The sequence below is a fragment of the Microbacterium sp. T2.11-28 genome (genome assembly GCF_950097975.1).
In the GTDB taxonomy this organism is placed as follows: domain Bacteria; phylum Actinomycetota; class Actinomycetes; order Actinomycetales; family Microbacteriaceae; genus Microbacterium.
In genome coordinates this window covers 515,848-529,885 of sequence record NZ_CATNHF010000001.1, presented here as the reverse complement: position 1 = coordinate 529,885, position 14,038 = coordinate 515,848, and the positions used below count along the sequence as shown (strand labels likewise).

18 protein-coding genes are annotated in these 14,038 nt (G+C 72.3%); 13 read left to right on the top strand and 5 right to left on the bottom strand.

Going from position 1 to position 14,038, the window contains the following annotated elements; translation table 11 throughout:
* The first annotated feature begins 26 nt into the window (after positions 1-26).
* The 8 genes from QQZ13_RS02640 to QQZ13_RS02605 all read left to right on the top strand — a co-directional run bounded on the left by QQZ13_RS02640 (position 27) and on the right by QQZ13_RS02605 (position 5,557).
* Complete coding sequence (locus tag QQZ13_RS02640) at positions 27-773, top strand: AzlC family ABC transporter permease (RefSeq protein WP_284527567.1); 747 nt, start codon at positions 27-29, stop codon at positions 771-773.
* A complete protein-coding gene (locus tag QQZ13_RS02635) occupies positions 770-1,084 on the top strand; it encodes an AzlD domain-containing protein (protein WP_284527566.1) in 315 nt (104 codons plus the stop codon). Before QQZ13_RS02640 ends, QQZ13_RS02635 begins: the two co-directional genes overlap by 4 nt.
* 27 nt (positions 1,085-1,111) lie before the next feature.
* Positions 1,112-1,492, top strand: coding sequence for a DUF6113 family protein (locus QQZ13_RS02630; protein WP_284528015.1), 381 nt, complete (start codon positions 1,112-1,114; stop codon positions 1,490-1,492).
* A gap of 18 nt (positions 1,493-1,510) precedes the next feature.
* Complete coding sequence (gene fdxA / locus QQZ13_RS02625; protein ID WP_284527565.1) at positions 1,511-1,834, top strand: ferredoxin; 324 nt, start codon at positions 1,511-1,513, stop codon at positions 1,832-1,834.
* Complete coding sequence (gene dapC, locus QQZ13_RS02620) at positions 1,831-2,946, top strand: succinyldiaminopimelate transaminase (protein WP_284527564.1); 1,116 nt, start codon at positions 1,831-1,833, stop codon at positions 2,944-2,946. The genes fdxA and dapC overlap by 4 nt, the downstream gene beginning before the upstream one ends.
* Positions 2,947-3,046: 100 nt before the next feature.
* Positions 3,047-4,342, top strand: coding sequence for a citrate synthase (locus tag QQZ13_RS02615; protein WP_284527563.1), 1,296 nt, complete (start codon positions 3,047-3,049; stop codon positions 4,340-4,342).
* Positions 4,343-4,383: 41 nt separating this feature from the next.
* Entirely contained in the window at positions 4,384-5,145 is a 762-nt protein-coding gene (ddaH, locus tag QQZ13_RS02610; RefSeq protein WP_284527562.1) for a dimethylargininase, read from the top strand.
* Between the two features lie 49 nt (positions 5,146-5,194).
* Entirely contained in the window at positions 5,195-5,557 is a 363-nt protein-coding gene (locus QQZ13_RS02605) for an SHOCT domain-containing protein (RefSeq protein ID WP_284527561.1), read from the top strand.
* A gap of 10 nt (positions 5,558-5,567) precedes the next feature.
* Here QQZ13_RS02605 and dapD read toward each other — a convergent pair whose 3' ends face one another.
* A complete protein-coding gene (dapD, locus tag QQZ13_RS02600; protein WP_284527560.1) occupies positions 5,568-6,512 on the bottom strand; it encodes a 2,3,4,5-tetrahydropyridine-2,6-dicarboxylate N-succinyltransferase in 945 nt (314 codons plus the stop codon).
* Between the two features lie 44 nt (positions 6,513-6,556).
* On the opposite strand from dapD, the gene dapE reads away from it, so the two are divergent.
* The 3 genes from dapE to QQZ13_RS02585 all read left to right on the top strand — a co-directional run bounded on the left by dapE (position 6,557) and on the right by QQZ13_RS02585 (position 9,157).
* Positions 6,557-7,633, top strand: coding sequence for a succinyl-diaminopimelate desuccinylase (gene dapE / locus QQZ13_RS02595; protein WP_284527559.1), 1,077 nt, complete (start codon positions 6,557-6,559; stop codon positions 7,631-7,633).
* Complete coding sequence (locus tag QQZ13_RS02590; protein WP_342395256.1) at positions 7,615-8,883, top strand: hypothetical protein; 1,269 nt, start codon at positions 7,615-7,617, stop codon at positions 8,881-8,883. The genes dapE and QQZ13_RS02590 overlap by 19 nt, the downstream gene beginning before the upstream one ends.
* A gap of 100 nt (positions 8,884-8,983) precedes the next feature.
* On the top strand, positions 8,984-9,157 hold the full coding sequence (locus QQZ13_RS02585) for a DUF3117 domain-containing protein (RefSeq protein ID WP_082406089.1): 174 nt from the start codon (positions 8,984-8,986) through the stop codon (positions 9,155-9,157).
* A 73-nt stretch (positions 9,158-9,230) separates the two neighbouring features.
* Here the strand turns inward: QQZ13_RS02585 and QQZ13_RS02580 are convergent, their stop codons facing one another.
* The gene (locus tag QQZ13_RS02580; protein WP_284527558.1) at positions 9,231-9,890 is read right to left on the bottom strand and encodes an O-methyltransferase; all 660 of its coding nucleotides are present in this window, start codon (positions 9,888-9,890) and stop codon (positions 9,231-9,233) included.
* Positions 9,891-9,963: 73 nt separating this feature from the next.
* Between QQZ13_RS02580 and QQZ13_RS02575 the strand changes: the two genes are divergently transcribed.
* On the top strand, positions 9,964-10,374 hold the full coding sequence (locus tag QQZ13_RS02575; protein ID WP_284527557.1) for a Sec-independent protein translocase TatB: 411 nt from the start codon (positions 9,964-9,966) through the stop codon (positions 10,372-10,374).
* Here the strand turns inward: QQZ13_RS02575 and QQZ13_RS02570 are convergent, their stop codons facing one another.
* The 3 genes from QQZ13_RS02570 to QQZ13_RS02560 are packed head-to-tail and all read right to left on the bottom strand — an operon-like array spanning position 10,375 to position 13,315.
* Positions 10,375-11,517 carry an Mrp/NBP35 family ATP-binding protein gene (locus QQZ13_RS02570; protein ID WP_284527556.1) on the bottom strand — a complete coding sequence of 381 codons (1,143 nt, stop codon included), beginning with the start codon at positions 11,515-11,517 and terminating at the stop codon, positions 10,375-10,377. It abuts the gene before it with no gap.
* The gene (locus tag QQZ13_RS02565) at positions 11,514-12,041 is read right to left on the bottom strand and encodes a DUF1003 domain-containing protein (RefSeq protein WP_284527555.1); all 528 of its coding nucleotides are present in this window, start codon (positions 12,039-12,041) and stop codon (positions 11,514-11,516) included. Before QQZ13_RS02565 ends, QQZ13_RS02570 begins: the two co-directional genes overlap by 4 nt.
* Positions 12,041-13,315 (bottom strand): CBS domain-containing protein, encoded by a 1,275-nt coding sequence (locus tag QQZ13_RS02560; protein WP_284527554.1) that lies wholly within the window; start codon positions 13,313-13,315, stop codon positions 12,041-12,043. The genes QQZ13_RS02565 and QQZ13_RS02560 overlap by 1 nt, the downstream gene beginning before the upstream one ends.
* Positions 13,316-13,416: 101 nt before the next feature.
* Here QQZ13_RS02560 and QQZ13_RS02555 point away from each other — a divergent pair, with 101 nt between their 5' ends.
* A complete protein-coding gene (locus tag QQZ13_RS02555; protein ID WP_284528012.1) occupies positions 13,417-14,037 on the top strand; it encodes a general stress protein in 621 nt (206 codons plus the stop codon).
* Position 14,038: the final 1 nt, after the last annotated feature.

Below are 14,038 nucleotides of genomic sequence, written 5' to 3'. Positions count from 1 at the left end.
GTCAGTCATCGTTCATCATTCTGATCATGCGTTCACCAGAGCAGCCGGAAGGCAGCCGCCGCACGGCCCTCGCCGAGGAGGCGGCGTCGCGCCGGGCCTGGCGGGACGGCGTCGGCGTGGCGCTGGCCACCAGCGCCTACGGCGTCTCCTTCGGCGCGCTCTCGGTGGCTTCCGGACTCGACGTCTGGCAGACGTGCGTGCTGAGCCTGCTGATGTTCACCGGCGGTTCGCAGTTCGCCTTCGTGGGCGTCCTCGGCGCGGGCGGCCTCGCCGCCGCGCCGGCGGCCATCGCGTCGGCCGGCCTGCTGGGGGTGCGCAACGTCGCCTACGGCCTGCGGATGTCGCCGATCGTCGGCGCCGGCCCCTGGCGGCGTGCCGCCGCGGCGCAGTTCACGATCGACGAGTCGACGGCGGTCGCCCTCGCCCAGGAGACGCCGCGCGCTCGCCGCGTCGGCTTCTGGGTCACCGGGATCGGCATCTGGCTGGGGTGGAACCTCTCCACCCTCGCCGGCGCGCTCCTCGGCGACGTCCTGGGGGATCCGCGCGCCTACGGGCTGGATGCGGCGGCCGCCGCGGCCTTCCTCGCGCTCCTGTGGCCGCGGCTGCGGCGGAGGCAGGCGGTCGCCGTCGGGGTGGCCGCCGCCGTCGTGGCGACGGTCCTCACCCCCGCGCTGATGCCGGGCATCCCCGTCCTCGTCGCCGCGCTCGTCGCGGTGCTCGTCGGATGGACGAACTGGCTCGGTGCGCGGCCAACCTCGGAGGTGCCGGCATGACGATGTGGAATGCGGTGCTGATCGCCTCGATCGTCTGCGTCGCACTGAAGGGGATCGGCTACCTGATCCCGCCGCGCTGGTTCGAAGCGCCCGTCCCGTCGCGCATCACCGATCTGCTGACGGTGGCGCTGCTGGCCGCGCTGGTCGCCGTCCAGACGTTCGGGGCGGGGCAGCAGATCGTGGTCGACGCGCGCGTGCCCGCGGTCCTCGTCGCCGCGGGGCTGCTCCTGCTCCGCGCGCCCTTCCTCCTCGTCGTCATCGCCGCCGCCGTCGTGGCGGCCCTCCTGCGCCTGTGGGGCCTCGCGGCATGACGCGGCGCCTAGACTGACGCGGTGGGAATGACGCTTTCGCGGGTGGGCACCTGGCTCGTCGCGCTGATCATCGGTGCCGTCTTCGGCGTGGCCGGCACCATCGCGCAGTCCGCCCTGTGGGGCTGGTTCCCGGTGGGCCTGCTGGTCGCCGTCGTCGGCGCTGGCGCCATCGTCCTCGCCGTGCGGCTGCTGACGGGGGACCGGTGGTCCGCGCTGGCGACCGGACTCGGCGCCATGGCGACGACGCTGCTGTTCTCCGGTCGCGGCCCCGGGGGCTCGGTGGTGGTGCCCGCGCCCGCCGAGGGCGCGTTCTCGACCGGCGTCGTCTGGACGATCGCGGTGCCGATCCTCGTCGCCCTGATCGTCGCCTGGCCCAGCGCGGCGCGCGGCGGTCCGCACGCGGAGTGACGAACTAGACTCGAAGGCGTGACATATGTGATCGCCTTGCCCTGTGTGGACGTGAAGGACCGTGCGTGCATCGACGAGTGTCCCGTCGACTGCATCTACGAGGGTGAGCGCTCGCTGTACATCCACCCCGACGAGTGCGTGGACTGCGGCGCCTGCGAGCCCGTGTGCCCCGTCGAGGCGATCTACTACGAGGACGACCTGCCGGAGGAGTGGCAGGACTACTACGCCGCCAACGTGGACTTCTTCGACGACATCGGCTCTCCCGGCGGCGCCGCCAAGATCGGCGTCATCGCCAAGGACCACCCGCTGATCGCGGCGCTTCCGCCGCAGTCGCACGGATGACGGTCCACGACCTCGACGACTACCCCTGGGACGCCGTCGCGCCCTTCGCTGCGACGGCGCGGACACACCCCGACGGGATCGTCGACCTGTCGATCGGGTCGCCCGTCGACCCCACCCCTGACGTGGTCGCCACCGCGCTGCGCACGGCGACCGACGCGCACGCGTACCCGCAGACGGTCGGAACGGCGGCGCTGCGCCGGGCGATCGCGGACTGGTACGCCCGGCGCCGGGGCGTCTCTGGCCTCGACGTGGACCAGGTGCTCCCCACCGTCGGCTCGAAGGAGCTGGTGGCGCTGCTGCCCCTGCTGCTGGGCCTGGGAGCGGGCGACGTGGTCGTCCATCCGCGGGCCGCGTATCCGACGTACGAGGTCGGGGCCAAGCTCGTGGGTGCGACGCCGGTCGCGGCCGACGATCCCGCCGAGTGGCCCCAGGGCGCCCGTCTGATCTGGATCAACACGCCGGGCAACCCCGACGGCAGGGTCCTCGACGTCGACGAGCTGCGCGCCGCGGTGGCGCGGGCGCGCGAGCTCGGCGCCGTGCTGGCGTCCGACGAGTGCTACGCCGAGCTCGGCTGGGAGGGCCCGTGGGCGGAGCAGCCCGTGCCGAGCGTCCTCGACCCGCGCGTGACCGGAGGCGATGTCTCCTCGCTCCTGTCCGTCTACTCGCTGAGCAAGCAGTCGAATCTCGCCGGCTACCGCGCCGCCTTCCTCGCGGGCGACGCCGCCCTGGTCGCCGGCCTCCTGACCGCGCGCAAGCACCTCGGCCTCATGCTCCCCGCCCCCGTGCAGGCGGCGATGACGGCGGCGCTCGGCGACGACGCGCACGTCGTCGCCCAGCGCGAGCGCTACCGCGCCCGCCGGGACCTCCTGAAGCCCGCCCTGGAGCGGGCCGGATTCCGCATCGACCACAGCGAGGGCGGCCTCTACCTCTGGGCGACGGCGGGCGAGGACGCCTGGGCGTCGATGGAGAGGCTCGCCGCCATCGGCATCCTCGCCGGCCCCGGCCACTTCTACGGGACACATTTCCCGCAGCACGTCCGCTTCTCGCTGACGGCCACAGATGAGCGCATCGCCGCGGCGGCGGCACGCCTGGACGCCTCGCGCTCGTCGTAGATTTCCTCCTATGGATGCCGTGATCCTTTGGCTCCGATCGGAGTAGGCCGCCGGGCCCACTAGGCTGTAAGGACGCCCAGATCGACCGCAAGGAGGCTTCGTGAGCGAGTCGGGAACCCCCCAGCAGGCCACTGTCACCGTCGGAGAGCGGACGGCGCAGCTGCCGATCCTCACCGGAACCGAGGGCACTCCCGCCGTCGACTTCTCGACCTTCACGAAGCAGACCGGCCACACGGCGCTGGACTACGGCTTCGTCAACACCGCGGCGACGAAGTCCGCGATCACCTACATCGACGGTGACGCCGGCATCCTGCGCTACCGCGGCTATCCGATCGAGCAGCTCGCCACGAACAGCACCTACCTCGAGGTGGCGTGGCTGCTGCTCTACGGCGATCTGCCGACGGCCGATCAGCTCGCCGAGTGGGACGACAAGATCCGCCGCCACACGCTGCTGCACGAGGACCTGAAGCGCTTCTTCTCCGCGCTGCCCCACACGGCCCACCCGATGTCGATGCTGTCGGCGGCCACCGCGGCCCTCTCGACCTACTACGAGGGGCAGTCCGACCCCAACAACCCCGACCACGTCGAGCTCAACACGATCCGCCTGCTCGCCAAGCTCCCGGTGATCGCGGCCTACGCGCACAAGAAGAGCATCGGCCAGGCCTTCCTGTACCCCGACAACTCGCTGAGCTTCGTCGACAACTTCCTCAAGCTGAACTTCGGCGTCCTCGCGGAGCTCTACGAGGTGAACCCGGTGACCTCGCGCGCGCTGGAGCGGCTGCTCATCCTCCACGAGGATCACGAGCAGAACGCCTCGACCTCGACGGTCCGCCTGGTGGGCTCGACCGGCGCGAATCAGTTCTCGTCGATCTCCGCGGGGATCAACGCGCTCTACGGCCCGCTCCATGGCGGCGCCAACGAGGCCGTGCTGGACATGCTCGCCCGCATCCGCGACTCGGGCGAGACGGTGCAGCGCTTCGTGGAGCGCGTGAAGAACAAGGAGGACGGTGTCAAGCTGATGGGCTTCGGGCACCGCGTCTACAAGAACTACGATCCCCGCGCGAAGCTCGTCAAGGAGTCCGCCGACGAGGTCCTCGCAGAGCTGGGCGTGCACGACCCGCTCCTCGACCTCGCCAAGGAGCTCGAGGACATCGCCCTCAACGACGACTACTTCAAGGAGCGTCGGCTCTACCCCAACGTCGACTTCTACACCGGCGTGATCTACAAGGCGATGGGCTTCCCGACGCGCATGTTCACGCCGCTGTTCGCGATCGGCCGACTTCCCGGCTGGCTCGCCCACTGGCGCGAGATGCAGCTCGACCCGCAGACCAAGATCGGTCGCCCGCAGCAGCTGTACACGGGTGCGGCGGAGCGCGACTACCCCGGCACCGTCTGACGCGCGCCGCACCGGGATCCTCCTGGCGCTAGGGTCGAGGGATGCCTCGACTCCTCGTCCGCCGCCCGTCCCCGCGACTCGCCGACGGCGAGCTCACCCACCTCGAGCGGGTGCCCGTCGACCCCGAGCTGGCCGTGCGCCAATGGCGGGGATACGTCGACGTCTTCCGTAGGCGCGGGTGGGACGTCGTGGAGATCGAGCCGGACGACGCCCAGGCGGACGGCGTGTTCGTGGAGGACGCGCTCATCGTCTTCGGCGACCTCGTGGTGCTCTGCCGGGCGGGCGCGGAGAGCCGGCGCGGAGAGGCGACGACCGCCGCCGCGGCGGCCCGGGCGACCGGACTCACGGTGGAGAGCATCGAGGAGCCGGGCACCCTCGACGGCGGCGACGTGCTGAAGGTCGGGCGCACGGTGTACGTCGGCGCCTCCTCGCGCACCAACGCGGCGGGCATCGCACAGCTGCGCGCACTGCTCGAGCCCCGCGGCTGGGACGTGGTGGAGATCCCGGTGACCCTCGTGCTGCATCTGAAGTCGGGGGTCACCGCGCTCCCCGACGGCACCGTGGTCGGCTTCGCGCCGCTGGTCGACGATCCGTCGCTCTTCCCCGTCTTCCTCGGCATCCCCGAGGAGCACGGCACCGCCGTGGTGGTGCTCGACGACGCCACGGTGCTGATGTCGGACGACGCGCCGAGGACCGCGGCGGTCTACCGGGAACGCGGCCTGGAGGTGGTGACCGTGCCGGTGAGCGAGTTCGAGAAGCTCGAGGGCTGCGTCACCTGCCTCTCGGTGCGAATCCGCGACTGACGGCTCACCGCATCTCGACGAGCCCGTCGCCGGGCTCTACGCTGACCGTATGCGCACCGCCGGTCTCGTCGACGACCCCGTGATCGATCCCACCACGATGGGTGCCGCCACCGGCATGGGGGGCTTCATCGGCCTCTTCGTCGTGCTCTTCATCGGGGCGGCGATCTTCAGCGCCGTCGTCGGCATCCGCAAGTACCGGATCCTGCGCGACGCCGGGACCGATCCGTTCACCGTGGATGCGGCGGTGGCGGCAAAGGTGCTCCGCAGCGACGTGCTCCGGGGCTCCGACGAGCCTGCGACGGCGCCGCGCTCCATCGAGGAGCGCCTCGCCGAGCTCGACGGACTGCTGGCGCGCGGGGTGATCACCGCCGACGAGCACCGGGAGGCGCGGGCCGCCGTACTGCGCGGCTGAGGCCGCGCTCTCAGGCGTGGAGCGCGTCGTTGAGGGTGACGCCCGCGCCGGCGCGGCGGACGGCCTCCACGGCGCCGGTCAGGGAGTTCCGCCGGAACAGGATGCCGTCGCGACCGGACAGCTCGGCGCCCTTGACCGTCGGCCGGGATCCGTCGGCGCGCGGCGGCTCGTCGGCGAGCACGATCTTGGACCCGGCCGTGACGTACAGGCCGGCCTCGACGACGCAGTCGTCGCCGAGCGAGATCCCGATGCCGGCGTTGGCGCCCAGCAGGGTGCGGCGCCCGATCGAGACGCGGTGGCTGCCGCCGCCCGACAGCGTGCCCATGATGGAGGCCCCGCCGCCGATGTCGCTGCCGTCTCCGACGACGACGCCCTGCGAGATCCGCCCCTCGACCATCGAGGTTCCGAGCGTGCCCGCATTGAAGTTGACGAAGCCCTCGTGCATCACCGTGGTGCCGGCCGCCAGGTGGGCGCCCAGGCGGACACGCGAGGCGTCGGCGATGCGCACCCCCGAGGGCACGACGTAGTCGAGCAGGCGCGGGAACTTGTCGAGGCTCTGCACCTGGATCCCGGCGCGCTGGAGCTGCGGGCGCAGGCGGGTGAGCTCATCGGGGTGCACGGGGCCCGCGTTGGTCCAGGCGACGGTGGGCAGGTGGGCGAAGATGCCGGTGAGGTTCACGTCGTTCGGCGCGACCAGGCGGTGCGAGAGCGCGTGCAGGCGCAGGTAGGCGTCGGAGGTGCCGGCGGGCTCCTCGTCGAGATCGGCCTCGATCAGGACGACCTCGACGGTCACCGCCCGCCGCTCGTCGGGACCGGCGGCGCCTGCCAGGGCTTCCGTGTCGGCGTCCGCGGGCGCGGAGCCGAGTGCGGGCTCGGGGAACCAGGTGTCGAGGACCGTCCCATCGGCGCTCACCGTGGCCAGACCGACACCCCACACCCGACGCTGATCGCTCATCCCTCCAGGCTAGTGGGCCCCGACGCCTCAGTAGACTCGTCGTCATGCCCACGCTGGATCTGACCGTGTCCGCGCTCGAGCTCACCCGGGCCATCTGCGACATCCCGAGCGTCTCCGACGACGAGACCACCCTGGCCGACGCGATCCACGCGGCGATCAGCGCGTACGCGCACCTGCACGTCGAGCGCGACGGCGACACCATCATCGCCCGCACCCGGCTCGGACGCGCTCAGCGGGTCGCCATCGCCGGCCACATCGACACGGTCCCGATCAACGCCAATCTCCCCACGCGGGACATGGAGATCGACGACGAGGCGTACCTGTGGGGGCGCGGCACCGTCGACATGAAGGCCGGGGTCGCGGTGCAGCTCAAACTCGCCGCCGAGCTCGTCGCGCCGCGTGTCGATCTGACGTGGATCTGGTACGACCACGAGGAGGTCGACTCCGACCGCAACGCGCTGACCCGCCTCGTGGAGACCCGGCCCGACCTGTTCCAGGCCGACTTCGCGATCCTCGGCGAGCCCTCCAACGGACAGGTGGAGGGCGGATGCAACGGAACTCTCCGCGCGGTCGTCCGCACCCGCGGCGTGCGCGCCCACAGTGCGCGCTCCTGGATCGGGGAGAACGCGATCCACAAGGCGGCGCCGATCCTCGCCCGGCTGGCGGAGTACCGCACGCGCGATCTGGAGGTCGACGGCCTGGTGTACCGCGAGGGGCTGAACGCGGTCGGCATCCGCGGCGGCATCGCCGGCAACGTCATCCCCGATCTGTGCGAGGTCGAGGTGAACTACCGCTTCGCGCCCAAGCGCAGCGGCGAGGAGGCCGCGGCCCACGTGCGCGACGTCTTCGCCGGCTTCGACGTGGAGATCGTGGACGTCGCCCCGGGTGCCCGCCCCGGGCTGGACGCGCCGCTCGCGCAGGAGTTCCTCGCCGCGGTCGGCGCCGAGCCGCGCCCCAAGTACGGCTGGACCGACGTCGCGCGGTTCTCGCAGCTCGGGGTGCCCGCCGTCAACTACGGGCCGGGCGATCCGCACCTGGCCCACCACGACGAGGAGCGCGTGCCCGTCGCCCAGATCGAGGACGTCGAGCGGGGACTGCGGGCGTGGCTGACGGCGCCCTGAGCGCGGGCGACGCCGCCGGCCCGCCCCGGCGCGGGCGGCGAGGGGGATCGGCGGGGGCGTTCGCGCACGCGCGCTGGCGCCGGCTGCCCGTCGCTGCGCGGGTCGCCGTGGTGTACCTCCTCGCGCGCGCGGTGACCACGGCCATGCTCTTCGTGGCGGCGGAACTCTCCGGACCCGGGTCGCGGTTCGGCGACCAGGCCACCGTCGGCTCGTTCGTCATGGGGTGGGATGCCGAGTGGTACTCGTTCATCGCGGGCGTCGGCTATCCGACCGAGCTGCCGCGCGACGACGCCGGGAACGTCACCACCAACCAGTGGGCGTTCATGCCGCTGTACCCGGCGCTGGCGAAGGTGGTCGGCCTCGGCGACTACTCGCGCGGCGCCCTCGTGGTGTCGCTCGTGGCGGGGTACCTCGCCGCGCTCGTGCTGTTCGCCCTGCTCCGCGGACGCATCGGCGCGACCGCGGCGATGTGGGCGGTGGTGCTCTTCGCGAACGGTCCGCTGGCGGCCCTCTTCCAGATCGGCTACGCCGAGTCGCTGTTCCTCCTCTGGCTGTTCCTCGCGCTGCGGTGCGTGCAGCAGCGCCGCTTCGGCTGGCTGTACGCGCTCATCCCGCTCATGGGCTACACCCGCCCCGGGGTGCTCGCCTTCTCGCTCTTCCTGGCGCTCTACGGGATCTGGCGCTGGCTGCGCCGGGACCGCGACGCGCTGGGCGGGCGCGAGATCGTCCACATCGTGGCGACGGGCCTCCTGGCGGCGGCCGTCGGGTTCTCCTGGCAGCTGATCGCCGGCGCCGTCACCGGGGACCCCTCGGGATATCTCGAGACCGAGCTCAGCTGGCGGCGCTCGTGGACGGGGGAGGACGGGGCGTTCGTGCCGTTCGACGGCTTCGTGCAGGCTGCCGCGATCTGGTTCCGCCTGTGGGGGCTTCCCGAGGCGTGGGGCTACGTCGCGCTCGCGCTCGGCGTGGCCGCGACGGCGGCGCTCCTGCTGTTCGCCCCGCCGGTGAAGCGGCTGGGGGCGGAGATCCGGCTGTGGTCCGCGTCCTACCTCCTGTACCTGCTCGCGGTGTTCTTCCCGCAGTCGAGCATCTTCCGCCTCCTCGTGCCGTTGTCGCCGCTGTTCGGGGCGTTCGCGGTCCCGCGCTCGATGCCGTGGCGGTTCGGCGTGCTCGCCGCGTGCCTCGTCGGCCAGTGGTGGTGGATCTACAACATGTTCGCCCTCGCAAGCACCTACTTCCAGATCCCCTGAGCGCACGCGTCGACGTTCTGCGGACGATTCCTCGGCCCTGGGAACGCGCTCTCCGCGCGGACGGGTAAACTTGACAGGTAGTCAACGAAAAGGAGCCGCAATGGCAGCCATGAAGCCGCGAACCGGTGACGGACCGATGGAGGCCGTGAAGGAGGGACGCCTGATCATCGTGCGCGTGCCTCTCGAAGGCGGCGGACGTCTGGTCGTATCGGTGAACGACGACGAGGCCAAGGAACTCCACAGCGTTCTGGGCGAGGTCGTCGGCGCCGCCTGACCTCACGACAGACGAGAGGCCGGTCTTCGGACCGGCCTCTCGTCGTCTCCGCTCGGTCCGCGGCGCGGCGGGCTCAGCGGCCGTCGGTCGCCGTGGTGGTCAGCTGCAACAGGCCCTCGCCCACGATCGACAGTGCGCCGAGCACCGCCGGCGAGGACTGCGTCTCCTGGATCAGCGAGCGGTAGGCGCTCGTGATCGCGTCGCGCTTGACCGGATCCGCGACGGCGCCCCCGGCCAGCACCCGGGGGACCAGCACCGTGCCGCCGGCGCGCACGAGCCGCAGGCCGTGCTCGACGTACTCGATGACGCCCTCGGCGTCGGCGTCGACGAGCACGATGTCGTAGGACGCCTCGTTCATCCGCGGCAGCACGTCGGCGGCGCGGCCCGAGATGAAGCGGGCGCGCGCGGGCGGCACCTTGGCGTCGGCGAACGCGCTGCGCGCGGCGGCGAGATGCTCGGGCTCGATGTCGATGGTGGTGAGCGTGGCGCGCGGCGAGCCGCGCAGCAGCCACAGCCCAGACACGCCGCCGCCGGTGCCGATCTCGACGATGTTGAGCGCCGCGGTCGCCGCCGCGATGACGGCGCACTGCGCTCCCACCGGCGCACTCACCGGGTCCGCGCCCAGCTCGAGGGCGTGAGCGCGCGCGCGGGCGATCGCCTCCGGCTCGATCGTCGCCTCATCCGCGTACCGGCGCAAAGCCTCGTGTTCGCGGGCCGCCTCGTTGTCACGCATCGCCTGGACCTCCTCTGCCAGAGTAGGCCGCGAGGGCGCCGTGACGGCCGAGGCGCACGGGTAACCTTGAGCCATGTTCTTCGGCATCGACATGGAGAAGATCGTCATCATCCTCGTGGTGGCGGCGCTCCTGCTCGGCCCGGAGAAGCTTCCCCGCTACGCGGAGCTGCTCGCCAAGTTCACCGTGCGTGCCCGCGACTGGCTCAACGGGGCGCGCTCCCGCGTCAAGGACGAGATGGGCGAGGACTTCGACGACATCGAGTGGCGCAAGCTCGACCCGCGGCAGTACGACCCGCGGCGGATCATCCGCGACGCGCTCCTCGACGACACCCCCTCACCGCCGTCCCGGGCCTCGGCGATCGCCCCGGCCGTCGTCGCCGCGCCCGCTGTCGCGCCGTCCCCGACGGGCACGCTCGCCGACTCCGATCCCCGGCCGGGTCGCGATCCCGACGCCCCGGTGCCGTTCGACTCCGAGGCCACCTGATCAGCGGGGGGTGACGGGCAGCGCGCGGCCGGCGAGTCCGCGAGGCCGCGCGATGAGCCGTTCGGCGACCGACAGGATCGCCCGGGCGGCGGGATCGTCCGGGTGCGAGACCACGATCGGCGCGCCCGTGTCGCCGCCCACGCGCACCTGCGCGTCGAGGGGGATCGATCCGAGCAGCGGCACGTCCCCGTCGGTGCTCAGCGCCTGGGCGACGGCAGCGCCCCCGCCCGCACCGAACAGCTCGAGGACGGTGCCGTCGGGCAGGGTCATCGCGGCCATGTTCTCGATGACGCCGACCACCTTCTGACCGGTCTGACGCGCGACGAGCGCGCTGCGGATCGCCACGTCGGCGGCAGCGGCCTGCGGGGTGGTGACCACGACGACCTCCGCGTGGGGGAGGGTCTGGCCCACCGAGATCGCCACATCGCCCGTGCCCGGGGGCATGTCGATGAGCAGCACGTCGAGGTCGCCGAAGTACACGTCGGTGAGGAACTGCTGGATGGTGCGGTGGAGCATCGGTCCTCGCCACGCGACGGCCCCGCCGCCGCGCTCGCCCCGGGGGAGGAACATCCCGATCGAGATCGCCTTGACGCCGTAGGCGACCGGCGGCAGCATCAGGTCGTCGACCCGGGTCGGCTGGGGCGGGAGTCCGTCGGGGCCGACGAGTCCGAGCAGCGCCGGTATCGAGAAGCCGTGGACGTCCGCGTCGATCAGGCCGACGGCCAGTCCGCGCCCGGCCAGGGCGACGGCGAGGTTCGCCGTGACGGTCGATTTGCCCACGCCCCCCTTGCCGCTGGTGACGGCGATGACGCGGGTGAGCGATTCGGGCCCGAACGGCATCCGGCGCCGGCCGCCGCGCAGCCGTTCGGTGAGCGCGGCGCGCTCGGCGGGCGACATGACGCCCACCGCGACGTCCACCCGCCCGATGCCGGCGACGCCCGCGGCGGCGGCGCGCACCTCGCGTTCGATCCGGTCGGCGGCCGGACATCCGACGATCGTCAGGGCGATCGCCACCTCGGCGACGTCACCGGTCACGACCACCTCGCGCACCATGTCCAGCTCGCCGATCGGCAGGCGCAGCTCGGGATCCATGACGGCCGAGACCGCCCGCCGCACCTCGTCGGCGGGGGAGTCCGCGCTCACGGTCGCGCGTCGTCGGTCGGGGCGGTCTCGCGCGCGTCGAGCTGCTCGATCAGCCGGGCGAGCTCCTGCCGCAGTGCGTCCTTGGTCACGAGCTCGCCCGTGAGATCGGTGATGCTCATCCGCAGCGCGACGACCTCGCGGGCCAGGTACTCCGTGTCGGCGAGATTGCGCTCGGCCCGCTGACGGTCCTGCTCGATCTGCACGCGGTCGCGGTCGTCCTGGCGGTTCTGGGCGAGAAGGATGAGCGGGGCCGCGTAGGACGCCTGCAGGGAGAGCACCAGGGTGAGGACGGTGAATCCGTACTCCTGCGAGTCGAAGCGGAGCCAGACCGGCATCAGCGTGTTCCATGAGATCCAGCCGATGCAGAACAGCGACAGGATGAGGAGGAACATCGGCGTTCCCATGGCGCGGGCGATCCACTCGGTGAAGCGGCCGAAGCGGTCGCGCGACGGCTGCGGGGCGCGCCGGGTCGTGCGTCCGAGCGGGGCGTCCAGCGGAGTGGTCTGGCGGGGGGTGCGGGCCATCATCGCCTCCCTCGCGCCGTCGCGGGTGCGGGAGCGGCGTCGCCGTCATGGGAGCGCCAGTCCTCGGGCAGCAGGTAGTCGAGCACGTCGTCGACGCTGACCACGCCCACCAGACGGTGCGCGGCGTCGACCACCGGAAGGGAGACGAGGTTGTAGCTGGCCAGCAGCCGCGCGACCTCGGCGGCCGAACCGGTCACCGGCACGGCGTCGACCGCGTCGTCGATGATCGCGCCGAGCCGCTCGTGCGGGGGATAGCGCAGCATCCGCTGGAAGTGCACGGTGCCCAGCAGCCGTCCCGTCGGCGTCTCGTACGGCGGCAGCGTGACGAAGACGGCGGCGGCCAGCGCGGGATGCAGCTCGTGGCGCCGGATGAGGGCGAGCGCCTCGGCGACCGTCGCGTCGGCCGACAGCACGATCGGCTCGCTCGTCATGAGACCGCCGGCGGTGTCGGAGCCGTACTTCAGGAGCTCGCGGACGTCCTCGGCCTCCTCGGGCTCCATGAGCTCGAGGAGCTCCTCGCGCTGCTGCTCGGGAAGCTGGGCCAGCACGTCCGCGGCGTCGTCGGGCTCCATCTGGTCGAGGATGTCGGCGGCGCGCTCGTCGCCCAGGGCCTCGAGGATGTGGACCTGCTCCTCCTCGGGCATCTCCTCGAGCGCGTCGGCGAGGCGGTCGTCGGGGAGCTCCTCGGCGACCTCCAGGAGACGCTCCTCGGGAAGGTCGAGCAGGGTGTTGGCCAGGTCGGCGGGCTTGAGCTCGGAGTAGCTGGCGACCAGCTGCTCGGCGGACTGCGCCTCGCCCGGCGTGGAGTCCTCGCGGACGTCGCTCCACTGCGCGAACGTGGTCGGGCCCTTCGCGAACGGCGAGGCGCTGGTCTTGGGGCGGCGCAGGAAGAGCTGCCCGATGTCCCACTCGCCCAGGCGGTTGCGTTCGATCGCGGCATCCTCGATGACCGCCGGTCCCGACCCGTCGCGCAGGTACACGCGGCGGCCGAGGAGCTCGGCCATGACCCGCACCTCGCCCCCGCGCTGCTGGAAGCGGCGCACGTTGATGAGACCCGTCGTGATGACCTGCCCGGTGGCGATCGAGGTCACGCGCCCGATCGAGAGGAACACGTGCCGACGCCCGGGGATCTCGACGACCAGGCCGACGACGCGGGGCGGATCGTCTTTTCGGAAGATGACGACGACATCCCGGACCTTGCCGAGCCGGTCGCCGGCGGGGTCGAAGACGGCGCACCCGACCAGGCGCGCGACGAAAACCCGCTGCGTACTCACCTGACCAGCGTAGTGCGCGTGTCCGCGGGGCGCCCGTGCGCGGCCGGTCTGTCGCACTCGGGCCTTTCCGAGCCCGGCGTGACAAGATGGACCGCGTGAGCATGATGGGCGGGACCCCCCAGGAGCACGGCGAGACCATCGCCGAGTACCCCTCGTACGAGGGCGCGCAGAAGAGCGTCTCGCGCCTCATCGCCGCCGAGATCCCCGCGAAGGACATCGCGATCGTGGGCCGGGGGCTCCGCTCCGTCGAGACGGTCACCGGTCGCCTCGGCTACGCCGCCGCGGCGCGTCAGGGGGCCATCAACGGCATCCTGCTCGGCCTGCTGTTCTCGGCGATCTTCGTGCTGGGCACCCCCAACGCGGCGATCCAGCTCTTCGTCGGCGTCATGCTGGTCGGCATCGCGATCGGCATGCTGATGAGCATCATCACCTACTCGGTGCTCCGTCGTCGTCGCGACTACACGTCGATCACGCAGCTCATCGCCGACCACTACGAGGTCACGGTCCTGCCGCGGTCGCTGCGCCGCGCGCGCGAGATCCTCGGCGCCCCCGCGGCGGTGGCCGCGCCGCCCGCGCCGGCGGTGGATCCCTCCGTCCCGCCGCAGTACGGAGAGCGCATCGATCCGGCCCCGGCTCCCGCGCCCCACCCGGAGCCCGGGCCGTCGGCGCATCCCGGCGAACCCGGCGAGGACCCCGCGCCTCCGGCGAACCCGGTCGCGTGAG